Origin of the sequence: Allgaiera indica (genome assembly GCF_900106675.1) — a bacterium.
Classification (GTDB): Bacteria; Pseudomonadota; Alphaproteobacteria; order Rhodobacterales; family Rhodobacteraceae; genus Acidimangrovimonas; species Acidimangrovimonas indica.
The window spans coordinates 54,993-77,686 of the sequence record NZ_FNOB01000001.1; the positions used below are offsets into that span (position 1 = coordinate 54,993).

Sequence of the window (22,694 nt, forward strand, 5' to 3'; positions counted from 1 at the left end):
GGCCAAGCGCGCGGGGCCACGCCCCTGCCCTTCATCTTGGCAAAAATACTCGAACCGGGCGCCCGACGCCTTAGGCGGCCTTCGGGCGGCGGATCGCGGATGCGGCCTCCAGCACCAGGGGATCCAGCCCCTCTCCACCGGCCTCGACATGGGCGAACAACTGGCTGCGCATCCTGGGATCCCAGAAGTCGCTGATATGGTTGGCCACGCCGCTCACGCCCTCGTCATGGGGTTTTGAATGGAAGAAGGTGGCGATCTGGTTTGCCATGCGGATCATCTTGTCAGGCGACATTCTTGGTCCTTTCCGGGCGGATGCGGGAGGGATGGGTGAACAATTCGAACCCGTCTGGGCGGGCCAGGCCGATCAGGGTGATGCCGGCGTCTCGGGCCAGCTGGACGGCGTGCGCGGTAGGCGCAGAGACGGCGATCAGCACCGGCGCCCCGATCGCGGCGCATTTCTGCACCATGTCGATCGAGACCCGGCTGGTCAGAACCAACGCGCCGGCGCCTGCGTCAGTGCCCTGCGCAAGCAGCGCACCGGCCAACTTGTCCAGCGCATTGTGGCGGCCGACATCCTCGCGCGTGGCGACGACGCCTTCGCCGGGGCGGTAGAAGCCCGCGCCATGCACCGCGCGGGTGGTGTCGTGCAATGCCTGGTGACCGGGCAGCGCCGCGATCGCCTCCTGCACCTGCGCCGGGCTCAGGCGCAGATCGCTGGCCGGCACCTGCGCCACATCGCGCAGCACCGCGTCGATCGAATCGAGACCGCACAGCCCGCAGCCCACCGGCCCCGCCATATGGCGGCGGCGGGCGGCCAGGCGCTGTTCGGCGGCCTCGACCAGCCAGATCTGCACGTCGATGCCCCGCGCCTGCACCGTCACCCGGATCTCGGTGATCTCTTGGGGTGTGGCGATGCCCTCGGTCAAGGCGAAGCCGCGCCCGAAGTCCTCCAGATCCGTGGGCGTGGCCATCATCACCGCCTGAGTGGTGCCGTTGAACGACAGCGCCACCGGCATTTCCTCGGGCAGCTCGCGCGGCGCCTCGGCATAGCCGCCGCCGCGATAGACGCGGCGGGTCAGGGGGCGGTGGGCACGCATCATTCCGCCGCCGTAAGGATGCGCCGGGACGCCTTGGCCTGCGCCTCGTATTCCACCTGCCATTCGGACGGGCCGTTCGAGGGCGACACCTGCACCGCCGTGACCTTGTATTCCGGGCAGTTGGTCGCCCAGTCCGAATAGTCGGTGGTGATCACGTTGGCCTGGGTGTCGGGGTGGTGGAAGGTGGTATAGATCACCCCCGGCGCCACCCGGTCGGTCACCTTGGCGCGCAGTGTCGTTTCCCCCGTGCGGCTGGCCAGGCGGACGAAATCGCCGTCATGCACGCCGCGGTCCTCGGCGTCCTGGGGGTGGATCTCCAGCAGGTCTTCGGGGTGCCAGGCGGTGTTGTCCGTGCGCCGCGTCTGCGCGCCGACGTTGTACTGGCTGAGGATCCGCCCTGTGGTCAGCAGAAGCGGGAAGCGCGGCCCCACCTTTTCATCCGTCGCGACATATTCGGTGCGAATGAACTTGCCCTTGCCACGCACGAAGCCGTCGACATGCATGATCGGCGTGCCTTCGGGCGCGGTCGTGTCGTTGCACGGCCACTGGACCGAGCCGTATTGGGCGATCCGATCGAAGCTGACGTTGGCAAAGCTCGGGGTGGTGGCCGCGATCTCGGCCATCACCTCGCGCGGGTGGGTATAGCTCCAGTTCCCGCCCATCGCGTTGGCCAGCGCCTGGGTGACCTCCCAATCGGCCATGCCGGTCTTGGGCTTCATCACCTCGCGCACCAGGTTGATGCGGCGTTCGGCGTTGGTAAACGTCCCGTCCTTTTCCAGGAAGGTCGAGCCGGGCAGGAAGACATGGGCGTAGTTCGCGGTCTCGTTCAGGAACAGGTCATGCACGATCACGCAGTCCATCGCCTTCAGCCCGGCCGCGACATGGTGGGTGTCGGGGTCGGATTGCAGGATGTCCTCGCCCTGGATGTAGATCCCCTTGAAGGTGCCCTCGGTCGCGGCATCGAGCATGTTGTTGATGCGCAGGCCCGGCTCGTCCGACAGCTTGGTGCCCCAGAGCGATTCGAAAATCTCGCGCACCTCGGGGTTCTTCACATGGCGGTAGCCCGGCAGTTCGTGCGGGAAGGATCCCATGTCGCAAGAACCCTGCACGTTGTTCTGGCCGCGCAGCGGGTTCACGCCCACGCCGGGCCGGCCGATGTTGCCGGTCAGCATGGCGAGGTTGGCAATGCCGATCACCGCGGTCGAGCCCTGGCTGTGCTCGGTCACACCGAGGCCGTAGTAGATGGCACCATTGCCGCCGGTGGCGAACAGCCGGGCGGCGGCGCGCACTTCGGCGGCCGGAACGCCGGTCGCGGCTTCCAGCGCCTCGGGGCTGTTTTCCGGGGCCGAGACGAATTCGGCGTAATCCTGGAACTCGTCCCAATCGCAGCGCTCACGGATGAAGGCCTCATCCATCAGGCCCTCGGTCACGATGACATGGGCCAGCGAGGTCAGCATCGCCACGTTGGTGCCCGGGCGCAGCGGCAGGTGGTGGGCCGCCTTGATGTGGGGCGATTTCACCAGGTCGATGCGGCGCGGGTCGATCACGATGATCTTGGCGCCCTGACGCAGCCGCTTCTTCATGCGAGAGCCGAAGACCGGGTGCGCATCGGTCGGGTTGGCGCCGATCACGATGATGACGTCGGAATGTTCGACCGAGTCGAAATCCTGCGTGCCCGCCGATGTGCCGAAGGTCTGGCCCAGGCCATAGCCGGTGGGCGAATGACAGACCCGGGCGCAGGTGTCGGTGTTGTTGTTGCCGAACACCTGACGGGTCAGCTTCTGCACCAGATAGGTTTCCTCGTTGGTGCAGCGCGACGAGGTGATCACCCCGATCGAGTCCTTGCCGTAGGTTTCCTGCAGGCCGCGCAGGCGCTTGGCGGCGAAACTGAAGGCTTCGTCCCATTCGACTTCGCGCCAGGGTTCTTCGACCTTGTCGCGGATCATCGGCTTCAGGATGCGGTCCTTGTGCTGGGCATAGCCCCAGGCGAACCGGCCCTTCACGCAGCTATGGCCGCGGTTCGCCTTGCCGTCCTTCCAGGGCACCATGCGCACCAGTTCGTCACCGCGCATCTCGGCCTTGAAGGAACAGCCCACGCCGCAATAGGCGCAGGTGGTGATGACGGAATGCTCGGGCACGCCGATCTCGATCACCGATTTCTCCTGCAAGGTGCCGGTCGGGCAGGCCTGCACGCAGGCGCCGCAGCTGACGCATTCCGAGCCCAGGAAGTTGTCGCCCGCCATGCCGGCCGAAACCCGGCTGTCCCAGCCCCGACCCTCGATCGTCAGCGCGAAGGTGCCCTGCACCTCTTCGCAGGCCCGCACGCAGCGCGAGCAGACGATGCATTTCGACGGATCATAGGTGAAATAGGGGTTCGATTCGTCCTTGGGCAGCCAGTCGGGATTGCCCAGATCGCCCACCGGCGCCCGGCCGCGCGCCCGCGCGTCGCCCGCCGCCAAGGTGCCCGTGCCGTCATCATAATGGTTCGCGCCCGCCGGATAGCGCACGTCGCGCAGGCCCACGGCGCCCGCCATGTCCTGCAATTCGCAATCGCCGTTGGCGCCGCAGGTCAGGCAATCCAGCGGGTGGTCGGAGATGTACAGCTCCATCACCCCGCGGCGCAGGGTCTTCAGCTGGCTGGTCTGGGTGCGCACCACCATGCCCGGCGCGACCGGCGTGGTGCACGATGCCGGCGTGCCCGCGCGGCCCTCGATCTCGACCAGGCACAGCCGGCAGGAGCCGAAGGCATCTACCATGTCGGTGGCGCAGAGCTTGGGGATGGCGATCCCGGTCTCCTTGGCGGCGCGCATCACCGAGGTGCCCTCGGGCACGGTGACCTCGAAGCCGTCGATTGTCAGCGTCACAAGCGTCTTCGACCGGCTGGCGGGGGTGCCGAAATCCTGATCGAGGCTTTCGGGAAGGATGAAGTCTTTCATTCGGCGGCCTCCTTCTGGCACCCGGTGAAATCATCGGGGAAATGGGTGAGCGCGCTCATCACCGGATAGGGCGTGAAGCCCCCCAGCGCGCAGAGCGAGCCGAGTTTCATGGTGTGGCACAGGTCGGTCAGCAGCGCGATGCCGGCGCCGTCGCCCGCCGCGATGCGGTCGAGCGTTTCCACGCCGCGCACCGCGCCGATGCGGCAGGGGGTACATTTCCCGCAGCTCTCGATCGCGCAGAATTCCATCGCGAAACGGGCCAGGGCCAGCATATCGGCGCTGTCGTCGAACACAGTCAGGCCGGCGTGGCCGATAAGCCCCTCCTTGCCTGCGAATTCCTCATAGCCGAAGGGCGTGTCGAACAGATCGCGCGGGAAATAGGCGCCCAAGGGGCCGCCCACCTGCACCGCCTTGACCGGGCGGCCGGAGGCGCTGCCGCCGCCGATCTCGTCCACGATCTGGCCCAGCGTCAGGCCAAAGGCGACCTCGTAGAGCCCGCCGTGTTTCACGTTGCCCGCGATCTGCAGGGGGATGGTGCCGCGCGACCGGCCAAGGCCGAAATCCTTGTAGAACCCGGCGCCCTTTTCCAAGATCACCGGCACCGTGGCCAGCGAGATGACGTTGTTCACAACGGTAGGCTGGCCCAGGAAGCCCTCCAGCGCCGGCAGCGGCGGCTTGGCGCGCACCACGCCGCGCTTGCCCTCAAGGCTGTTGAGCAGCGATGTCTCTTCGCCGCAGACATAGGCACCGGCGCCCACGCGCACCCACATGTCGAAGGCCTTGCCGGACCCCAGCACGCTGTCGCCCAGCAACCCGCGCTCGCGCGCCACTGTCAGCGCGGCTTCCATCACCTCGATCGCGTCGGGATATTCCGAGCGGATGTAGACATAGCCGCGCGTCGCGCCGGTGGCGATACCGGCGATCGCCATGCCCTCGATCAGGGTGAAGGGGTCGCCTTCCATCAGCATCCGGTCGGCGAAGGTGGCGCTGTCGCCCTCGTCGGCGTTGCAGACGATGTATTTCTGCGCGGCCTTCGCGCCCGCGACCGTGCGCCACTTGATGCCGGTGGGAAAGCCCGCCCCGCCGCGGCCGCGCAGGCCGGATTCGGTGACCTCGGCGACGACCTCGTCGCCGGTCATGTCCAGCGCCCGGCGCAGGCCGGCCAGGCCGCCGTGGGCCTCGTAATCGTCCAGATCGAGCGGGTCGATCACGCCGACGCGAGCAAAGGTCAGGCGGGTCTGGCCCTTCATCCAGGGCAGATCCTCGGTCGGGCCAAGCGCCAGAGGATGGTCGTTGAAGTCAGCGTCGAACAGCGCCGCCACGTCGCCGGCCGCGACCGGGCCGAAGGCCACGCGACCCGCCTCGGTCTCGACCTCGACCAGCGGCTCCAGCCAGATCATGCCGCGGGTGCCGTTGCGCACCAGCGTCACGTCGAGGCCGCGCTTGGCCGCCTGGGCCTGAACGGCGGCAGCGACATCATCGGCACCCAGCGCCTTCGCGGCGGCATCGCGCGGAACGTAAATCTTCATCAGCGCACCTCCGCCAGCAATTCGTCCACCCTTGCCTCGTCGACCCGGCCAACGACCTTGCCGTCAACCATCGCGGCCGGGCCACAGGCACAAAGCCCCAGACAGAACACCGGTTCCAACGTCACGGCGCCGTCCTGGGTGGTCTGGTGCCATTCGATGCCCAGCTTGCCGCGCGCATGGGCAGCCACGCGGTCCGCACCCATCGCCTGGCAGGCCTCGGCGCGGCAAAGCTTGAGCACATGGCGCCCGGCCTGGTCCTCGCGGAAGTCGTGGTAGAAGGACATCACCCCGTGCACCTCGGCGCGCGACAGATTCAGCTTGTCGGCGATCACCGGCAGCGCGTCGCGCGGGATATGGCCAAAGGCCGCCTGCACGGCGTGCAAGATGGGCAGCAATGGCCCTTCAAGCGCCGCATGGTCGGCAATGATCTCTTCCACGCGGGACGCGATATCTGGGCTGGGCTGCGCCATGGGGAACCTCCGAATTGTGCTTCGGTGGTTCTAGTTCCGATGATAGGCAAATCAATAGCGACTTATCGTCGGTTAATAGAAAATTCCAATCGAACTCAGGCGATGCGCGCGATCTTGGCTGCATCTTCCAGAAGTGCTTCCAGCAGCGGCGTATGCGGCTCGCGCCAGGGGGCGATCAGTCCGACCTGATGGTGTGCATCGGGGGCGCGGATCGGGATCGCGCGAATATCGTCGCACTGGAACAGTTCCGCGACCGGTTCGGCCACGATCGAGGCCCAACGCCCGGTCGCCACATGGGCCAGCAGCGCCAGCATCGAGTTCGATTCGATCTGCGCGTCGACCTCTACCCCGGCGGCGGCAAGGTGGTGGTTCACGATCCGACGATTTTGCATGTCGCCGGTCAGCAGACACAACCGCACGCCATCCAGATCCCCCCAATCGACCGAGGACCGATCGGCCAACGCCATGCCGCGCGTGACCAGCAGTTGGTAGCCTTCTGAATACAGCGGAACCCGCGCGACCCGGCCCAGCGGCTCGTTGTCCAGATAGGTGACACCGGCGTCCAGCTCCAGATCCTCGATCTCCTTCAGGATCTCGATCGAGGTGCGCGAATAGATCATCAGACGCACATTGGGATGACGTTCGGTGAAGGGATCGGTCAGCCGGGCGATCATCGGCAGCGCGGTGGGGATCACCCCGATGCGCAGGACGCCGGACAGGCCCTCGCGTACGGCGCGCATCTCTTCGCGCAGGGTACGGGCATCGCCGACGATGCGGCGCGCCCATTCGAGCACCCGCAGCCCCTCGGGCGTGAGCCCCTGAAAGCGCGATCCGCGCCACACCAGTTGCACGCCAAGCTGATCCTCAAGCTGCTTGATGGCGCTGGACAGCGTCGGCTGCGTCACACCGCAAACATCGGCCGCGCGGCCGAAATGCTTTTCGGCCGCAAGCGCCATGAACATCTCTAGCTTGTCGATCAACGGGGGCCTCCGCGGCTGGGCGCGGCCGGGGTGGGCCGCGCTTTCGGTGTAGCACGGTGCGCGCGGCGCGGGAAACGGGATGCGACCGGCCGGGCAGCCACAACGCGGGAACGGCCTTTCCCGGCGGTGGCGGGGCTGGGGGCGGCGCGGGTGGAGGGCGGGCGGGGACACCACGATTTTTTGTGCGCTGGGGCAACATTCCTGGCCCCCGCGGGGCCTGCCGTCTTGTCGCGCGGGTTGGCCCGGCTTACATCGGGACGATGGCATTCACCTTTCTTCCAGGACGCTCCAAACCGACCGTGGCCGTACTGCGCCTTCAAGGCATGATCATGGCCGGCGGCCGCCTTGACGGCGGCATGAACGATGCCGCCCTCGCGCCGCTGATCGAGCGCGCCTTTTCCAAGGGCAGGCCAAAGGCGGTGGCGCTGCAAATCAATTCGCCCGGCGGGTCGCCCGCGCAATCAAGCCTGATCGCCGCCCGCATCCGCCGCCTGGCCGAAGAAAAGCGGATCCCCGTTCATGCCTTCGTCGAGGACGTGGCGGCCTCGGGCGGCTATTGGCTGGCCACCGCGGCCGATCACATCTGGGCGGATGAGACATCGATCCTCGGTTCGATCGGGGTGATTTCGTCAAGCTTCGGATTCGCAGATTTCATCGCCCGCCACGGGATCGAACGGCGCGTGCATACGGCCGGGAAATCGAAAAGCTTCCTTGACCCCTTCCTGCCCGAACGCCCCGAGGAAGTGGAACGCCTGAAGGCGCTGCACGGGCCGCTGCACGAGATCTTCATAGGCCAGGTCCGGGCGCGGCGCGGCGCCAAGCTGGACACGGCGGAGGAACTGTTCGACGGCTCCTTCTGGCTGGGCGCGCGTTCGGTGCAACTGGGGCTGGCCGACGGCATCGCCCATTTGGTGCCGAAGATGAAGGAAACCTACGGCGAAAAGGTTCGCTTCCGCACCTACGGGCCAAGGCGCGGACTGCTGCGCCGGCTGGGGGCCGAGGCGCTGGCCGGTGCCGCGGCCGAGGCCAAGGAACGCGCCCTGATGGCGCGGTTCGGGCTTTGACGCGATGGTGAAATTCGTCAGCTTCTTCCTGATCGCCATGCTGGTGCTGGCAATGTTCGGGCGCCTGCGGGTACCGGGCACGAAGGGGCGCAAGCTGTCGAAACCCGGCAAATGCCCACACTGCGGGCGCTACCGCATCGGGCCGGGCAAGTGCCAGTGCGAGGACCGGCGCTGATGGTGCATGACGTCCTTGCCGTCCTTGTCGGGCTGGTGCTGTTGGTGGTGGCGGGCGATCTGCTGGTGCGCGGCGCGGTGAACCTGGCATTGCGGCTGGGGATCCCGTCGCTGATCGTCGGGCTGACGGTGGTGGCCTTCGGCACTTCGGCGCCCGAGCTTCTGGTGTCGGTCAAGGCGGTTCTGGATCACGCGCCCGGGATCGCGCTGGGCAATGTCGTCGGATCGAACATTGCCAATATCCTGCTGGTGCTGGGCATTCCGGCTGTGATCTCGGTGATCCACGCGGGCGACGCACACGCCAGGCGCAGCTATCTGACGATGCTGGCCGCGACGCTTCTGTTCGTGCTGGTCGCGTTCCTGGGGCCGATCCGCTGGCCGCATGCCCTGGTGCTGCTGGCCGGGCTGGGCCTGATGCTGTGGGACAATTACCGCAAGGCCAAGGCCCACCGCGACGCCGAGGAAGAGGACCTTGAGGGCGCCGATCCGGCGTTGCCGATGTGGCGCATCGCAATCTATACCGTGCTGGGCCTGATCGGCCTGCCGCTGGCGGCGGACCTGCTGGTTGACGGCGCGGTGGGCATCGCCCGGATCTATGACGTCTCGGAAACCGTGATCGGGCTGACGCTGGTGGCGGTGGGGACATCATTGCCGGAACTGGCGACCTCGATCACCGCGGCGCTGCGGCGCGAGGCCGACGTTGCGATGGGCAATGTCATCGGGTCGAATGTGTTCAACCTGCTGGGGATCATCGGCATCGCGGGTCTGCTTGGCCCGCTGCCGGTGCCCGCGTCGATGCTGGATTTCGACCTGTGGGCGATGCTGGTCGCGACATTGGCGCTGGCGCCGTTCGTGCTGGGCCGGCGCGATATCACCCGGTTCTGGGGATTCACCCTGATCGCGGGCTACGTCGCCTTTCTGGTCGCGCTGACGCATTGAGAGGAGCCGGGATGGAGCCGGGTCGGGCATTGGTAACGGGGGCGGCGAAACGCCTGGGCCGGGCGATGGCGCTTTACCTTGGCGCGCGCGGCTTCGATGTGGCGGTCCATTATGCGACCTCGGCCGAGGCCGCGGCCGACACGGTGGCCGAGTTGCGCGCCATGGGTCGCCGGGCCGAGGCGCTGCGGGCGGACCTGCTGGACGAAGACGCGACCGAGGCGCTGGTGGGCCGCGCGGCCGAGGCACTGGGTGGGCCGCTGAGCGTGTTGATCAACAACGCGTCGATCTTCGATCACGACAACATCCGAAGCATGACCCGCGATAGCTGGGACCGCGCGCTGGGGTCGAACCTGCGCGCACCGGCGCAGCTGACCCAGGCCTTCGCGGCGCAGGCTCCGGCGGCGGCGAAGGATGCGCGGGGCGAACCGGTGGCCCGGGCGGTGGTGGTGAACATGATCGACCAGCGCGTGCTGAAGCCGACCCCCGAATTCCTGTCCTACACGATCGCCAAGATGGGGCTTTGGGCCTTCACCCGCGTCGCGGCGCAGGGGTTGGCACCCGACATCCGCGTCAATGCGATCGGCCCGGGCCCGACGCTGCGGGGCGCGCGCCAGACCGAAGACCAGTTTGCCCGCCAGCGCGCCGCAACCGTACTTGGCCGCGGCGCGGCCACCGGGGACGTCATCGCCGCACTGGGCTATTTCCTCGATGCCGACGGCGTGACCGGACAGCTTCTGTGCCCTGATGGCGGCCAGCACCTGGCCTGGCAAACCCCAGACAACCTGGGCGTCGAACCCTGATCCTGCGGCAACATGAACCCGCTTCGCTCTTGACTTGTCCACGTCAGGGCGAACTGTCACAGAATCGTCAGGAATCTGTCAGGAATATCAGGCGCTTGCTTTCATCTTGAAATTTTATGCTGCAAATACAGTATCTTGAATTAATGCACAAAAATTAATCAAAGCAAAGAAATTTCCTAAAACGAAGGGAAAATCCGGTCTGACCCAAAGTTTCCACCAGACTTATCCACAGAAACCGTGGACAGCTTTTCACTTGTCATCGGCGCTCATAGAGTGCAGCTCCACCAGGAATCAATGCCATCGCCATGACTGAAACGCCCGCCACAAGAAACAACCCCGAAGCCACAACCGAGACGGAAGCGACCGCCACCGGGCATGCGGTGATCCAGTCCTACCTGCGCCTTCTAGACAGCTCTCCCGGTGTCTACCGGATGCTGAACGCGAAATCCGAGGTCCTTTATGTTGGCAAGGCGCGCAATCTGCGCGCCCGGGTGTCGAACTATGCCCGCCCCACCGGCCATTCGCAGCGCATCGCGCGGATGATATCGGAAACCGCGTCGATGATGTTTCTCACCACGCGGACCGAGACCGAGGCGCTGCTGCTGGAACAGAACCTGATCAAGCAGCTCAAGCCGCGCTACAATGTGCTGCTGCGCGACGACAAGAGCTTTCCCAATATCCTGATCAGCCGCACCCACGCGTTTCCGCAAATCAAGAAGCACCGGGGGCGGCGCTCGGAAAAGGGCAGCTATTTCGGCCCCTTCGCCTCGGCCGCGGCGGTGAACCGGACGTTGAACCAGTTGCAGCGGGTCTTCCTTTTGCGCAATTGCACCGACACGATGTTCGAAAGCCGCACGCGGCCATGCCTGCTGTATCAGATCAAACGCTGCTGCGCGCCCTGCGTCGGCATGGTCGGCAAAGAGGAATATGAGGGCCTGATCGCCGATGCCGAGGCCTTCCTGAAGGGCAAGACCACGACGATCCAGGCCAGCCTGGCGGCCGAGATGCAGGCGGCCTCGGACGCGATGGAATTCGAGCGCGCGGCCGCCTTGCGCGATCGGATCAAGGCGCTGACCCAGGTGCAATCGGCCCAGGGCATCAATCCGCGCACCGTGCCAGAGGCCGATGTGATCGCCGTCCATGCCGAGGGCGGCCAGGCCTGCGTGCAGGTGTTCTTCATCCGCGGCCATCAAAGCTGGGGCAACCATGATTTCTACCCCCGCACCGGCGCCGGCGCCGAAGAAGGAGAGATCCTCGAGGCGTTCCTGGCGCAGTTCTACGAACACAAGCCCCCGCCCCGGCTGATCCTGCTTTCGCATGAGATCGAGGACCGCGACCTGACGCATGAGCTTTTGTCGGCCCGCGCCGGACGCAATGTCGAACTGGCCGTGCCGCAGCGCGGTGAAAAGGCAGAGCTGGTCGAGAACGCCGCCCGCAACGCGCGCGAAAGCCTGGCGCGGAAACTGGCGGAAAGCGCCAGCCAGACGCGGCTGCTGAAAGGGCTGGCCGAGGCTTTCGATCTGCCCGCGCCGCCGAAGCGGATCGAGGTGTATGACAACTCGCACATTCAAGGCACCAATGCGGTCGGGGGCATGATCGTCGCGGGGCCCGAGGGCTTTGTCAAAAGCCAGTACCGCAAGTTCAAGATCAAGGGGACCGAGATCACCCCGGGCGACGATTTCGGCATGATGAAAGAGGTGCTGACCCGCCGTTTCACCCGCCTCTTGAAGGAAGACCCGGACCGTCAGGGCGGCTCCTGGCCCGACCTTCTGCTGATCGACGGCGGCGCGGGGCAGGTTTCGGCCGTGGCGGGGATCATGCAGGAGATGGGGGTCGAGGATATCCCCATGGTCGGCGTCGCCAAGGGCATCGACCGCGACGCCGGCAAGGAGGAATTCCACCGCCCCGGGCAGCGCCCCTTCGCGCTGCGCCACAACGATCCGGTGCTTTATTTCATCCAGCGCCTGCGCGACGAGGCGCACAGCTTCGCGATCGGCACCCACCGCGCCGCCCGCGCCAAATCCATGAGCGCCAATCCCCTGGACGACGTGCCCGGCATCGGCGCCGCGCGCAAACGCGCACTGCTGGCGCATTTCGGCAGCGCGAAGGCGGTCAGCCGCGCCGGGTTGTCGGATCTGCAGGCGGTGGAAGGGATCTCGGACAAGGTCGCGCAGACGATCTATGATTTCTTCCACCACGGCTGACCATTCGCCGCCCCTGCCCGTCCGCACCAACTGGGCGCGCTTCAACGGCCACATTGTCGCGAACTCTTCATGCGCCCCGTCGCGGAAGCACTTTCCAGCCGCCTCGCAAGCCTCTACTTAGACCTCATGAGATGGTGGATTCCCAATGCCCTGACCGTGCTGCGCCTGTTCGCGGCCCCCGGAGTGCCGGTGATGTTTCTGTACTTCGCCCGCCCCGCCGCCGACTGGCTGGCCCTTGGCCTATTCGTTCTGGCGTCGATGACCGATTGGATCGACGGCTACCTTGCGCGGCGCTGGGGTCAGGAATCGAAGTTCGGCGCGATGCTGGATCCGATCGCCGACAAGGCGATGGTGGTGATCGCCCTGGTGGTCATCACCGGCTATTCGGGCATGAACCCCTGGCTGATCCTGCCCGCCACGGTGATCTTGTTCCGCGAGGTCTTCGTGTCGGGCCTGCGCGAATATCTGGGCGACACGGCGGGTCTGCTGAAGGTCACGAAGCTTGCCAAGTGGAAGACCACCTTCCAGATGCTGGCAATCGCCGTGCTGTTCCTGGGCACCGGCCTTGGCTATGTGGAGAACACGCAAGAGCGGGTGCTGCGCTGGACCTCTTCCGAGGCGACGGTCGCCGGTCTGGTCCTGATATGGATCGCGGCGGCGCTGACATTTGTCACCGGGCTCGACTATTTCCTGAAGGCGCTGCCCCATCTGAAAGGGGGCAAACATGATTGAAGTGCTCTATTTCGCCTGGCTGCGCGAACGCATCGGCCTGCCCAAGGAGCAGGTCGAAACCGGGGCCGCCACGGTGCGCGAACTGGTCGCCGAGCTTTGCGCGCGCGAGCCGCGCTATGCCGCGGCTTTCGAGAACCCCGCCGCGATCCGCGTGGCGCTGGATCAGGAGCTTGCCGATTTCGATGCCCCGCTGATGGGCGTGCGAGAGGTCGCCTTCTTCCCGCCGATGACCGGGGGCTGACATGACGGTTCGCGTCCAGAAAGCAGCCTTCGATATCGGCGCGGAACTGGCGAGCTTTGGTCAGGGCGCGGGGGTCGGCGGGATCGCCACCTTCTCGGGCATCGTGCGTGACCTGCCCGGCGGCGGCCTGAAGGCGATGGAAATCGAGCACTACCCCGGCATGACCGAGCGCGCGATCGCCCAGATCGTCGCCAAGGCCACGGCGCGCTGGGAACTTCTCGATTGCCTGGTGATCCACCGCTTCGGGCGGCTGGCACCCGGCGCGCCGATCATGATGGTCGCCACCGCCGCCGCCCACCGCGCCGAGGCCTTCGCGGCGGCCGAATTCCTGATGGATTACCTGAAATCGCGTGCGCCCTTCTGGAAGAAGGAAATCACCGAGGCGGGGACCGAATGGGTCGCCGCGAAGGACGAGGACGAAGCGGCGTTGGACCGCTGGTGAACCGTCCCGGCGCGATCGCGATCATCGGGGCCTCAGGCCCGGGCTCGTGCGCCCTCTTCGGTCCAGGCGCACGACAGATCGTCGGTATCGTCCTTGACCTGCGGCGGCGTCAGCAAGGCAACCTCCCAGCGGCGCAGGCAGGGATAGGCGGTCACTTCGTGGCCCAGCCCCGCCGCGTCAGCCCGACGCCGCAGCGCAGTGCGTTCGGCGGCAGGCACGATCTCTTCCATCTGATCGCCGAGAAACAGCGATTCCGTCCATTGCCCGTCTGACAGTACCGCCGCATGGTGCGGCAGAAGCAGGTGATAATAGATCGCCGGACCACGCCGATGAGGGCGGCTGACCCCCGGCCAGCCGGTCAGGAAATCGGCGGCGCAGAACATCGCTTCATGGCCGAAGCACAATTGCATCTGAGGATGTTGCAACAGCAACCGATGTTGGGGCGACACCCGCAATTTGGTCGCAGGCTGCCCAGCCCCCAGCGCCCCGGCCTCAATTTCAACCGGTCGGGATTCGGCTGGCAGCGCCTCACCCGTCTGCCCCAGTTCGAAGCGGCCCACCCAGAGCAGAGGCTGAAAACCACGGTCGCGCGTCAACAAGCGATCCCCGGGGCGCAGCCAGTCCACCGGCACCATCCCCTGCTCGGTCATCACACTGGTTCCGGCCAAGAAACAGGGGACATCCGCAATCTGCGTATAGCTAAGGCGATTGTCTTCGGAATGCTCCTCCTCTCCCCCTGGTTCATAGACGTTTTCCGTCTCATACATCGAATAGGTGACACCAGGTTCCAGCAGATCGGTGGTGACATAGCCGACATGCTGTCCGCCGATTTCCAGCCGATCAATTCGGAAATGGGTCGAGTCCGGGCGCACAACCTCATAGGCTTCCTCGTCATAGACGAGGCCCGAGGAGATCAGGTTTCCTTCCCAGTCCCGCACCTCGGCGGTCTGGTTCGCATCAGCGCCGACCTCATCTTTTGAATTGTCACCGGAAAGCTTGCCGTCGTCGTCCGAAAAGGTGATTTCGACCCGGTGCAGCTTTGGGTCGTAATCCGGTCGCAGCGACCAGGCGTTCGCGGCCGAGTCGTAGAAAAGCGCGTCGGGGGAGTAGATAAAGGGCATCGGACCGCCTGCATGGTTTCGTCCGATCTTCGTCGATCACGTTGAAGACCGCGTTAACGCCCCCCAAGCGCGCGCCGGCGGCCCGAGCCTACCCTCGCGCCTGCCCTGTGCCCTTGCCCTGCGGGACCCGGCATTGCATACCTCTGCGGATGGCGAAGCAGCTTGATTATCACTTGATCCACGAGATCTTCACGCGTTTCCGCGCGGCCGAGCCCGAACCCAAGGGCGAGCTGGAGCATATCAACGCCTATACCCTGTTGGTCGCGGTTGCGCTGTCGGCCCAGGCGACGGATGCGGGGGTGAACCGTGCCACGCGCGCCCTGTTCCAGATCGTCGACACGCCCGAAAAGATGCTGGCGCTGGGCGAGGATGGCCTGACCGAACATATCAAGACGATCGGCCTTTACCGCCAGAAGGCGAAGAACGTGATGAAGCTGTCGCGCATCCTGGTGGACCTTTACGGCGGCCAGGTGCCGTCGTCGCGCGCTGCGCTTCAGGCACTGCCCGGCGTCGGCCGCAAGACAGCGAACGTGGTGTTGAACATGTGGTTCCGCCAGCCGGCCCAGGCGGTCGACACCCATATTTTCCGCATCGGCAACCGCACCGGTATCGCCCCCGGGCGCGACGTGGTCGCCGTGGAACGCGCGATCGAGGACAACATCCCCGCCGAATTCCAGCAACACGCGCATCACTGGCTGATCCTGCACGGCCGCTACATCTGCACAGCCCGCAAGCCGCGCTGCCCCGATTGCCTGATCCGCGATCTCTGCCCCTTCGAGGAGAAGACTCTGTGACCAAGACCTACAAGGTTGTCGGAATCGGCAACGCCATCGTCGACGTGCTGACCCAAAGCGACGACAGCTTCCTTGATCTCATGGGGATCGAGAAGGGCATCATGCAGCTGGTCGAGCGCGAGCGCGGCGAAATGCTGTACGGCGCGATGAAGGACCGCACACAGGCGCCCGGCGGCTCTGTCGCGAACACGCTGGCCGGGATCGGCAATCTGGGCCTGTCCACCGCCTTCATCGGCCGGGTACGCGACGATGCGCTGGGGCGCTTCTACGCCGACGAGATGGCCAGGGGCGGCACCGATTTCGTCAACCCGCCCGTCGCGGGGGGCGAATTGCCCACCTCGCGTTCGATGATTTTCGTCTCGCCCGATGGCGAGCGCTCGATGAACACCTATCTGGGGATTTCGGCAGAGCTGGGCCCCGAGGACGTGGCCGATGACGTGGCCGGCCAGGCCGAGATCCTGTTCCTCGAAGGCTACCTTTACGACAAGCCAAAGGGCAAGCAGGCGTTCGAGCGCGCCGTGCAGGTCTGCCACGCGAATGGCGGCAAGGCCGGCATCGCGCTGTCCGATCCGTTCTGTGTCGACCGCCACCGCGAGGATTTCCGCGGCCTGGTGCGAGAGCTCGACTATGTCATCGGCAACCAGCATGAATGGGAGGCGCTCTACCAGACCGATCTGAGCGCCGCGCTGGAACAGGCGGCGCGCGACAGTGGTCTGATCGTCTGCACCCGCTCGGGCCAGGATGTCGTGCTGGTGCGCGGAGACGAGGAAGCGACCGTCCCTGTCACCCGCGTCGTGCCGGTGGATGCCACGGGCGCGGGCGACCAGTTCGCCGCGGGTTTTCTCTACGGTCTGGCAATGGGGCACCCGCTGGAGCTGTGCGGCCGCATGGGCGTGGTCGCGGCGGCCGAGGTCATCAGCCATTTCGGGGCGCGTCCCGAGGCAGACCTGAAGGCGCTGTTCGCGGAAGCGGGGCTGATCTAGGGCCTTCAGCACCGCATCGACACGAGAAAGGGACGGCGCACCCGGGTCCGGGACTTCCCGGAACGGGCGCTTGCCTGCCCTAGTTCGACCCGACGCCCCCAAGCCGCCGCCGAACCCGCGCCCGGGCCACGGCCAGGCCATAGGCGCCGCGGTAGAGCAGAACGTTGAGCAAGGTCACGGCAAGCACTTCAGCCGTGCTGTCGCGCGCCACCACCACCGCCATCACCGACGAGATCAGCGGCAGCAGCCAAAGCACAGCGGCGCTGGTCGAATTGCGATGGGTCTTGTTCTCGATCACGCCGTTCAGCGCGCGGAAGACGATGCTGTGCAGATGCTGCCGGTCGGGCCGGCCAACCGCGCCATTGCCCCGCCCCATGCGGCGCAGGATCGAAAACACCGTCTCGCTGACAGGGTAGATCAACACCAAGAGACCGATGATAGGAGAGATCTCAGGGTTGCGGGCGGGCAGCGCCACGGCAAGCGCAGCCAGCAGGAAGCCGATCGAATAGGCCCCGGCATCGCCCAGGAAGATCCGCCCACTGGGGAAGTTGAGTGCGAAGAACCCGCCAACAGCACAGAGCGTCGTCAGGCTGACCGACATTAAGGCAATATCGCCCGCCTGCCAGGCAATCAGCCCGAACGCGCCGAGCAGGATCATCCCCGCCCCCGACGCCAGACCGTTGCAGCCATCGATGATATTCAGCGCGTTGGCCACCCCGCCGATCGCGAATCCGGTAAAGAACAATGCGACCAGCGGCACCGCCAGGATCGAATCGACGCCCGGAATATCCAGATGGTGCAACGCGTAGCCGGTCGCGTTGGAGAATATCATTCCTGCCATGATCGTCGCCAGCAACCGGGTCATGACGCTGACCCGCTTGGTCAGATCCTCCCAGAATCCGGCGATGAAGACGGGAACGGCGCAGACCGCGAAGAGCCACCACTGATTGACGCCGGCCAAGCTCATCCAAAGCCCGCCCGCCAGCAGGCCGACGCCAACCGCCAGCCCACCGATTCGCGGCACCTCGCCGCGGTGAATCTTCTGGGCTCCGATCGTTCCGTCGACCGTGAACTGGCCGTGCAGGTGACGGGTTCGAAGGATCACCCCCCCGATGGCGAGGGATGTCAAAAAGGCAACCAGCAGCGGAACGAAAAGCATGTCAGTCCCTGATTTTGATCCGGTCTAGCCTTGCGCCGCCGGAAGGTCTTGATGAGTGGCGCCCCTACATCCCAAGAATGTCAGACGCGTGAAAACCTGCAATCCGCACCGCCATCAATTCGCGGGGCTGGAACTACCGTCCGCAACGATGCGACGCCTGTCATCGGAAGATGCGGCACAAACGACGGCTCGTCACGCATACAACCCTGCATCGCCCTTGAAATTCAAACGACCTAGAGAAAACTATAGCGAGCCCAACGTTGTTTCGCGATCGCATTCATGCACCCCCTCCAATATTTCTCGTTTTTTTGCATCCCTGTCTACACTTAGACAAGGATCACTATCGAAAACTGAGAATATTCGCCCTGTGATTGCTTTCTGCTTACAGGTTAATCGGTAAACATTTTATTACCCGCATATAAACCGGCGCCCGTCGACCGGTCTAGGCCTCAAGGCTGCGCGGCACGATGAAATCGACCATGCTGGCCTGGGCGAACTCGGCCTCTTGCCACTGCGATATCTCGAATTCGGCGACCAAGGTCGCGCCGGTCGGGAAGCGGCGGAACTCGGGGTGCGGCGGCGGTCGGATCAGCACGCGCTGCGCGAATTCCGCCAGCCCGGGGTTGTGACCGATGATCATCACCTCGCGGCCGGTAGCGTGGCGCAGCACTGCCATGATTACCTCGACCGAGGCATTGTAGAGCGTGGGCGTCAGTTTCGCCTCGGGTGCGTCCTCCAACGCCGGCGACAGCCGCGCCCAGGTTTCGGTGGTGCGCGCGGCATGCGAGCACAGCACCTCGTCGGGCAGGTGCCCGCGCGAGTTCAGCCAGGTCCCGATCGCGGCGGCGGCACGCCGGCCGCGCGGATTGAGGGGACGGGCAAGATCCGGCGTCATCGGGTCGTCCCAACTGGATTTCGCGTGCCGGATCAGGATCAGACGCTTGGTCATCGGTGGAACTGCTCCATGTGATAGGCCGACTGCGCCTCCAGCCTGCCATAGATCGCCGAGACCGGACAGGCCCGGCGCACCAGGCACCCGCCGGTCCGGCAGACAGCGCCCTCTGGCCGATCAAGAAAGGCATGACAGGCGGCAACATCATAGCCGTCCGCGCCCAGCGCCCCGGCCGGGCAAGCCCCGAGGCAGGGCCGGGCGGCGCAGGTCGCGCAAGGGGCCGCCGTCGGCACCGGGGGCAAGTCGAGCCGCTCCGGCACCAGCAGCGCCCCGCGAAAGGAAACCATCAGCCCGGCACTGTCATGGACCAGCAGCGCCACTGGCGAGGCCCAGGCGCGGCCCGAGGCCAGCGCCCAGGTATAGAATGGATGATAGGGCGGGCCGCCGAAGGGAAAGCGGGCCTCGGCGCCGAAATCCGCCGCGAGCGCGCCGATCACCCTTGCCGACCAGCGGTCCATCGGATGGGGGGCGCCATCACGCCATTCGGGTTGCGCGGTCAAATGCGGCCAGAAGCCGGGTTCCGCCGGTCCCAGCAACACCAGCGTGCCGCCCGTTTCGGGATGGAAAGCGCCCAGAACAGCCAGACGATCGCGGGCCGCGGCATCGGCGATGGCGCGCAGCCGGCTCACCTGATGCGCGGCCTCACGCTTGGCTCGGTCGAGCGGATGATGCTGCCAGCCCCGTGTTCGGTGTACAATTCCAGGAGGCAGGCGTTGGGCACGGTGCCGTCGATGATGGTCACGGCGCGCACCCCGTCCTCCAGCGCCTTCAACGCGGTCTCGGTCTTCGGGATCATGCCGCCGGCGATGGTTCCGTTGGCGATCATCTCGCGCACCTCTTCGGGCGACAGCTGGGTCACGACATTGCCCTGCGCGTCCTTCACGCCAGCCACATCGGTCAACAGCAGCAGACGATCGGCCTTCAGCGCGCCCGCGATCGCGCCTGCCGCGGTATCGCCGTTGACGTTGAAGGTCTCGTTGTCCTCCATCCCGGTCGCGACCGGGGCGATCACCGGGATCATGCCGGCGCGATAGAGGTCGCGGATGATCTCGACGTTCATCTCGACCGGCTTGCCGACGAAGCCCAGTTCCGGATCATCGGCAACGCAGACCATCAGGTCGTCATCCTTGCCGGAGATCCCCACGGCGCGCCCGCCCTCGTCATTGATCGCCTGGACGATACGCTTGTTGACAAGGCCCGACAGCACCATCTCGACCACCTCGACCGTGGCCTTGTCGGTCACCCGCTTGCCGCGCACGAATTCGGATTTGATCCCAAGCTGGCCCAGCAGCTTGTTGATCATCGGCCCGCCGCCATGCACGACCACCGGATTCACCCCGACCTGTCGCAGCAACACCACGTCGCGGGCGAATTCGGCCATGGCCTCATCGTCGCCCATGGCGTTGCCGCCGAACTTGATGACGACCACGGCGCCGCTATAGCGCTGCAGGTAGGGGAGTGCCTCGGAGAGGGTCCGGGCGGTGGCGATCGGGTCACGCATGATCTGCTTCTTCATGGGGCATGTCCTGGGGCTCGGAAAGAAGTGGTAGAACAGACGAAGCCCCCTGCCAAGGCCCGAGGTCCAGCTGACAGCCGCGGTTCCGCCCAGATCGCGCCGCGTTCGCTGCTGCGGACCATTGCACTTCCGGCTGGCGCGGTTAGGCTTTCCCGGGCGTCAGGAGAAAGCAGAATGGCGGAACGGCAGAAGACATTGGTTCTGACGGGGGCCAGCCGCGGCATCGGTCACGCCACGGTCAAGCGCTTCTCGGCCGAGGGCTGGCGGGTGCTGACCTGTTCGCGCCAGCCCTTCGATCCGCGCTGCCCCTGGCCCGGCGGCGCGGAAAACCATATCGAGATCGACCTGGCCGAACCGAACCGCACCATCGCCGCGATCGAGGTGATCCGCGAAAAGCTGGATGGCCGGCTCGACGCGCTGGTGAACAACGCGGGGATTTCCCCCAAGGGAGCGGGCGGGGCGCGGCTAAGCACGCTTGACACCGATCTCAAGACCTGGGGCCAGGTCTTTCATGTGAATTTCTTCGCCCCCGTGATCTTGGCGCGCGGCCTGAAGGACGAATTGGCCGCGGCACGGGGCAGCGTGGTGAACGTGACCTCGATCGCCGGTAGCCGGGTGCACCCTTTCGCCGGGGCGGCCTATGCGACATCGAAGGCCGCGCTGGCTGCGCTGACGCGCGAGATGGCGCATGATTTCGGCCCCCTTGGCGTGCGCGTCAACGCCATCGCGCCGGGCGAGGTGGAAACCGCGATCCTAAGCCCTGGCACCGAGAAAATCGTGGCCGAGTTGCCGATGCGCCGCCTCGGCCAGCCCGCCGAGGTGGCCAGCGTCATCTGGTTCCTCTGCGCCCAGGAATCGAGCTATGTCTCGGGTACCGAGATCGAAGTAAACGGCGCCCAGCACGTCTGAGGTCCCGCGCGGTGGCGGAGCGGCGGCAGGAAGATCATCTGCCTGAGCGGTTGGGGCGACAGGCTGCATCGGCAGCTTGCCCCCTATATCGCGGCAGAACGGCCGGACGTTCTGTGCCTGCAGGAGGTCGTGCATAGCCCCCGGGCCGGGCAGGACTGGCTGACATATCGAGACGGCAACCATGTGCTGCCGCAGCCCTGCCCGCGCATTGCGCCATCTTCTGCCCCGCCGCGCAGGGGGACCTGTGGGACGGCGACCGGGCCGTCGCGTCGCAATGGGGGCTTGCCACCTTCGTGCATCAGTCGCTGCCGGTGAGCGCGCAGGCCCAGGGCTTCGTGCTCAAGGGCTTCGCCGCCGATGGTTTCGGCGATCATCCAAGGTCGCGCAGCGCCCATGCGATCCGGGTCTACAACGGCGCGCGGCAAAGGCCGGTCAGCATCACGCACATGCATGGGCTGCGCGATCTGCGCGTCACCTGCGGCGATTTCAACGTCGAGCCAGGCAGCGAGACCCTGAACCACCTTGCAGACCACGGCTTCACCGAGTTGGTGACGACGCGCGGCTTCGCCGGCACAAGGACCGCGCATTACGAAAAACCGGGGCGGTTCGCGGATTACATGCTGGTCAATTCCGAGGACGCTGTCCGGCGCTTCGACGTGATCCGTTCCCCCGAGGTCTCTGACCACTGCCCCCTTGTGCTTGAGGTATAGCGGCGCGCCCCAATGCTGGCCAGATCCGCCTAGCGCGCCGCGTGCCCGATCATGCAGGGGGCTTCGCAAGTATCGCCGGGCGCCTCGACCTGCAACGTCGCATGATGAATTCCGAACTCGCGGTTCAGCATGCGGCGCACCTCGACCTCGGCCCCCGCGTCCTCGACGACCAGATGCACCTCGATCGAGGTCTCATGCTCGTCGATCTGCCACAGATGCAGGTGATGCACGCCGCTGATGCCTTCAACGTCGCCGATCCGAGCGATCAGCGCCTTCGCCTCGATCTCGGGCGGCGCGCCGAGCATCAGAATGCGGATCGCCGGCCCGATCTCGCGGACCGCGTGCCACAGGATCCAGCCCGAGATCGCCAGCGTCACGATCGGGTCGGCCAGCCGCCAGTCAAACAGCATGATCAGCCCGCCCGACACGATCACCGCGACCGAAGTCGCCGCGTCGGCCAGGTTGTGCAGAAAGGCCGCGCGGATGTTCATGCTGTTCTTCGACATCGCATAGGTAAGCGTGGCGGTTGCCAAATCGACGATCAGCGCCAGCCCGGCCAGCACGACAACAATCCCGCCCTCGACCTGCGGCGGATGGAACAGGCGCAGCATGGCCTCGCCCGCCAGCCAGATCGAGATCAGGATCAGCGATGTGTAGTTGACCATCGCGGCCACCACCTCGGCCCGGCCATAGCCGAAGGTCATCGTCGCATCCGCCGGGCGCCTGGCGATACGGCGCGCGGCATAGGCGATCACCAGCGTCAGCGCGTCCGAAAAATTGTGGATCGCATCCGCGATCAGCGCGACCGAGCCCGAGAAGATCCCGCCCGCGATCTGCGCCACCGTCAGGATCAAGTTCACGGCGACGGCCAGCGCGACACGTCCGTCGCCCGCCTCGGGATCGACGTGATGGTGATGGTGGTGATCATGCGGCATGGTGCTA

Annotated in this window: 25 protein-coding genes; 13 read left to right on the forward strand and 12 right to left on the reverse strand. The window is 65.9% G+C overall.

Going from position 1 to position 22,694, the window contains the following annotated elements; all coding sequences use genetic code 11:
• Positions 1 to 70 precede the first annotated feature (70 nt).
• The 6 genes from BLV97_RS00265 to BLV97_RS00290 form a co-directional block, all read right to left on the reverse strand.
• Positions 71 to 292 (reverse strand): formate dehydrogenase subunit delta, encoded by a 222-nt coding sequence (locus tag BLV97_RS00265; protein WP_035838533.1) that lies wholly within the window; start codon positions 290 to 292, stop codon positions 71 to 73.
• The gene (gene fdhD, locus BLV97_RS00270) at positions 282 to 1,097 is read right to left on the reverse strand and encodes a formate dehydrogenase accessory sulfurtransferase FdhD (protein ID WP_425285082.1); all 816 of its coding nucleotides are present in this window, start codon (positions 1,095 to 1,097) and stop codon (positions 282 to 284) included. The genes BLV97_RS00265 and fdhD overlap by 11 nt, the downstream gene beginning before the upstream one ends.
• Positions 1,097 to 4,033 carry a formate dehydrogenase subunit alpha gene (gene fdhF, locus BLV97_RS00275; RefSeq protein WP_035838248.1) on the reverse strand — a complete coding sequence of 979 codons (2,937 nt, stop codon included), beginning with the start codon at positions 4,031 to 4,033 and terminating at the stop codon, positions 1,097 to 1,099. Before fdhF ends, fdhD begins: the two co-directional genes overlap by 1 nt.
• Complete coding sequence (locus BLV97_RS00280) at positions 4,030 to 5,562, reverse strand: formate dehydrogenase beta subunit (protein WP_035838246.1); 1,533 nt, start codon at positions 5,560 to 5,562, stop codon at positions 4,030 to 4,032. Before BLV97_RS00280 ends, fdhF begins: the two co-directional genes overlap by 4 nt.
• Positions 5,562 to 6,032, reverse strand: a complete 471-nt coding sequence (locus BLV97_RS00285) for a formate dehydrogenase subunit gamma (RefSeq protein WP_035838244.1) — start codon at positions 6,030 to 6,032, stop codon at positions 5,562 to 5,564. The genes BLV97_RS00280 and BLV97_RS00285 overlap by 1 nt, the downstream gene beginning before the upstream one ends.
• A gap of 95 nt (positions 6,033 to 6,127) precedes the next feature.
• Positions 6,128 to 7,012, reverse strand: coding sequence for a LysR family transcriptional regulator (locus BLV97_RS00290; protein ID WP_035838242.1), 885 nt, complete (start codon positions 7,010 to 7,012; stop codon positions 6,128 to 6,130).
• Positions 7,013 to 7,341: 329 nt separating this feature from the next.
• Here BLV97_RS00290 and BLV97_RS00295 point away from each other — a divergent pair, with 329 nt between their 5' ends.
• From BLV97_RS00295 to BLV97_RS00325, 8 genes are all read left to right on the forward strand, one after another.
• Positions 7,342 to 8,076, forward strand: coding sequence for a S49 family peptidase (locus tag BLV97_RS00295; protein ID WP_373296436.1), 735 nt, complete (start codon positions 7,342 to 7,344; stop codon positions 8,074 to 8,076).
• Between the two features lie 4 nt (positions 8,077 to 8,080).
• On the forward strand, positions 8,081 to 8,251 hold the full coding sequence (locus tag BLV97_RS21075) for a hypothetical protein (protein ID WP_035838238.1): 171 nt from the start codon (positions 8,081 to 8,083) through the stop codon (positions 8,249 to 8,251).
• Positions 8,251 to 9,189, forward strand: a complete 939-nt coding sequence (locus tag BLV97_RS00300) for a calcium/sodium antiporter (RefSeq protein WP_035838236.1) — start codon at positions 8,251 to 8,253, stop codon at positions 9,187 to 9,189. Before BLV97_RS21075 ends, BLV97_RS00300 begins: the two co-directional genes overlap by 1 nt.
• A gap of 11 nt (positions 9,190 to 9,200) precedes the next feature.
• Entirely contained in the window at positions 9,201 to 9,989 is a 789-nt protein-coding gene (locus BLV97_RS00305) for an SDR family oxidoreductase (protein WP_035838234.1), read from the forward strand.
• Positions 9,990 to 10,294: 305 nt separating this feature from the next.
• Positions 10,295 to 12,193: an excinuclease ABC subunit UvrC gene (gene uvrC / locus BLV97_RS00310; protein WP_081824891.1), complete on the forward strand. Its 1,899-nt coding sequence runs from the start codon at positions 10,295 to 10,297 to the stop codon at positions 12,191 to 12,193.
• Between the two features lie 126 nt (positions 12,194 to 12,319).
• Complete coding sequence (gene pgsA, locus BLV97_RS00315) at positions 12,320 to 12,925, forward strand: CDP-diacylglycerol--glycerol-3-phosphate 3-phosphatidyltransferase (RefSeq protein WP_035838232.1); 606 nt, start codon at positions 12,320 to 12,322, stop codon at positions 12,923 to 12,925.
• Positions 12,921 to 13,166, forward strand: a complete 246-nt coding sequence (gene moaD, locus BLV97_RS00320) for a molybdopterin converting factor subunit 1 (protein ID WP_035838256.1) — start codon at positions 12,921 to 12,923, stop codon at positions 13,164 to 13,166. Before pgsA ends, moaD begins: the two co-directional genes overlap by 5 nt.
• Position 13,167: 1 nt before the next feature.
• Positions 13,168 to 13,608 carry a molybdenum cofactor biosynthesis protein MoaE gene (locus BLV97_RS00325; protein ID WP_035838230.1) on the forward strand — a complete coding sequence of 147 codons (441 nt, stop codon included), beginning with the start codon at positions 13,168 to 13,170 and terminating at the stop codon, positions 13,606 to 13,608.
• Positions 13,609 to 13,640: 32 nt separating this feature from the next.
• Here BLV97_RS00325 and BLV97_RS00330 read toward each other — a convergent pair whose 3' ends face one another.
• On the reverse strand, positions 13,641 to 14,729 hold the full coding sequence (locus tag BLV97_RS00330; protein WP_092163895.1) for a Hint domain-containing protein: 1,089 nt from the start codon (positions 14,727 to 14,729) through the stop codon (positions 13,641 to 13,643).
• Between the two features lie 149 nt (positions 14,730 to 14,878).
• Here BLV97_RS00330 and nth point away from each other — a divergent pair, with 149 nt between their 5' ends.
• The gene (gene nth, locus BLV97_RS00335; RefSeq protein ID WP_035838228.1) at positions 14,879 to 15,523 is read left to right on the forward strand and encodes an endonuclease III; all 645 of its coding nucleotides are present in this window, start codon (positions 14,879 to 14,881) and stop codon (positions 15,521 to 15,523) included.
• Positions 15,520 to 16,506, forward strand: coding sequence for an adenosine kinase (locus BLV97_RS00340; protein WP_035838226.1), 987 nt, complete (start codon positions 15,520 to 15,522; stop codon positions 16,504 to 16,506). Before nth ends, BLV97_RS00340 begins: the two co-directional genes overlap by 4 nt.
• 79 nt (positions 16,507 to 16,585) lie before the next feature.
• On the opposite strand, the gene BLV97_RS00345 is transcribed toward BLV97_RS00340, so the two are convergent.
• The 4 genes from BLV97_RS00345 to argB form a co-directional block, all read right to left on the reverse strand.
• Positions 16,586 to 17,665, reverse strand: a complete 1,080-nt coding sequence (locus BLV97_RS00345) for an MraY family glycosyltransferase (RefSeq protein ID WP_092163896.1) — start codon at positions 17,663 to 17,665, stop codon at positions 16,586 to 16,588.
• Between the two features lie 442 nt (positions 17,666 to 18,107).
• Positions 18,108 to 18,614: a SixA phosphatase family protein gene (locus tag BLV97_RS00350; RefSeq protein ID WP_035837620.1), complete on the reverse strand. Its 507-nt coding sequence runs from the start codon at positions 18,612 to 18,614 to the stop codon at positions 18,108 to 18,110.
• Entirely contained in the window at positions 18,611 to 19,246 is a 636-nt protein-coding gene (locus BLV97_RS00355; RefSeq protein WP_092163897.1) for a ferredoxin, read from the reverse strand. The genes BLV97_RS00350 and BLV97_RS00355 overlap by 4 nt, the downstream gene beginning before the upstream one ends.
• Positions 19,243 to 20,121 carry an acetylglutamate kinase gene (gene argB, locus BLV97_RS00360; RefSeq protein WP_035837624.1) on the reverse strand — a complete coding sequence of 293 codons (879 nt, stop codon included), beginning with the start codon at positions 20,119 to 20,121 and terminating at the stop codon, positions 19,243 to 19,245. Before argB ends, BLV97_RS00355 begins: the two co-directional genes overlap by 4 nt.
• Before the next feature lie 186 nt (positions 20,122 to 20,307).
• Here argB and BLV97_RS00365 point away from each other — a divergent pair, with 186 nt between their 5' ends.
• The 3 genes from BLV97_RS00365 (at position 20,308) to BLV97_RS21085 (ending at position 21,752) form a co-directional block, all read left to right on the forward strand.
• On the forward strand, positions 20,308 to 21,042 hold the full coding sequence (locus BLV97_RS00365) for an SDR family oxidoreductase (RefSeq protein ID WP_035837618.1): 735 nt from the start codon (positions 20,308 to 20,310) through the stop codon (positions 21,040 to 21,042).
• 117 nt (positions 21,043 to 21,159) lie between these two features.
• The gene (locus BLV97_RS21850) at positions 21,160 to 21,357 is read left to right on the forward strand and encodes a hypothetical protein (protein WP_342028507.1); all 198 of its coding nucleotides are present in this window, start codon (positions 21,160 to 21,162) and stop codon (positions 21,355 to 21,357) included.
• Entirely contained in the window at positions 21,354 to 21,752 is a 399-nt protein-coding gene (locus tag BLV97_RS21085; RefSeq protein WP_160169138.1) for an endonuclease/exonuclease/phosphatase family protein, read from the forward strand. The genes BLV97_RS21850 and BLV97_RS21085 overlap by 4 nt, the downstream gene beginning before the upstream one ends.
• Positions 21,753 to 21,781: 29 nt before the next feature.
• On the opposite strand, the gene BLV97_RS00375 is transcribed toward BLV97_RS21085, so the two are convergent.
• Entirely contained in the window at positions 21,782 to 22,687 is a 906-nt protein-coding gene (locus BLV97_RS00375) for a cation diffusion facilitator family transporter (protein ID WP_035837616.1), read from the reverse strand.
• Positions 22,688 to 22,694 lie beyond the last annotated feature (7 nt).

Bases quoted from the DNA above. Each gene is read 5' to 3' on its own strand.
- BLV97_RS00350 (WP_035837620.1), bottom strand. From the start codon at position 18,614: ATGACCAAGCGTCTGATCCTGATCCGGCACGCGAAATCCAGTTGGGAC.
- uvrC (WP_081824891.1), top strand. From the start codon at position 10,295: ATGACTGAAACGCCCGCCACAAGAAACAACCCCGAAGCCACAACCGAG.
- BLV97_RS00375 (WP_035837616.1), bottom strand. From the start codon at position 22,687: ATGCCGCATGATCACCACCATCACCATCACGTCGATCCCGAGGCGGGC.
- BLV97_RS00345 (WP_092163896.1), bottom strand. From the start codon at position 17,665: ATGCTTTTCGTTCCGCTGCTGGTTGCCTTTTTGACATCCCTCGCCATC.
- fdhF (WP_035838248.1), bottom strand. From the start codon at position 4,033: ATGAAAGACTTCATCCTTCCCGAAAGCCTCGATCAGGATTTCGGCACC.
- fdhD (WP_425285082.1), bottom strand. From the start codon at position 1,097: ATGCGTGCCCACCGCCCCCTGACCCGCCGCGTCTATCGCGGCGGCGGC.
- BLV97_RS00265 (WP_035838533.1), bottom strand. From the start codon at position 292: ATGTCGCCTGACAAGATGATCCGCATGGCAAACCAGATCGCCACCTTC.
- pgsA (WP_035838232.1), top strand. From the start codon at position 12,320: ATGAGATGGTGGATTCCCAATGCCCTGACCGTGCTGCGCCTGTTCGCG.
- BLV97_RS00300 (WP_035838236.1), top strand. From the start codon at position 8,251: ATGGTGCATGACGTCCTTGCCGTCCTTGTCGGGCTGGTGCTGTTGGTG.
- BLV97_RS00285 (WP_035838244.1), bottom strand. From the start codon at position 6,032: ATGGCGCAGCCCAGCCCAGATATCGCGTCCCGCGTGGAAGAGATCATT.
- BLV97_RS00330 (WP_092163895.1), bottom strand. From the start codon at position 14,729: ATGCCCTTTATCTACTCCCCCGACGCGCTTTTCTACGACTCGGCCGCG.
- BLV97_RS00295 (WP_373296436.1), top strand. From the start codon at position 7,342: ATGGCCGGCGGCCGCCTTGACGGCGGCATGAACGATGCCGCCCTCGCG.
- BLV97_RS00365 (WP_035837618.1), top strand. From the start codon at position 20,308: ATGGCGGAACGGCAGAAGACATTGGTTCTGACGGGGGCCAGCCGCGGC.
- BLV97_RS00325 (WP_035838230.1), top strand. From the start codon at position 13,168: ATGACGGTTCGCGTCCAGAAAGCAGCCTTCGATATCGGCGCGGAACTG.
- BLV97_RS00280 (WP_035838246.1), bottom strand. From the start codon at position 5,562: ATGAAGATTTACGTTCCGCGCGATGCCGCCGCGAAGGCGCTGGGTGCC.
- BLV97_RS00305 (WP_035838234.1), top strand. From the start codon at position 9,201: ATGGAGCCGGGTCGGGCATTGGTAACGGGGGCGGCGAAACGCCTGGGC.
- nth (WP_035838228.1), top strand. From the start codon at position 14,879: ATGGCGAAGCAGCTTGATTATCACTTGATCCACGAGATCTTCACGCGT.
- BLV97_RS21075 (WP_035838238.1), top strand. From the start codon at position 8,081: ATGGTGAAATTCGTCAGCTTCTTCCTGATCGCCATGCTGGTGCTGGCA.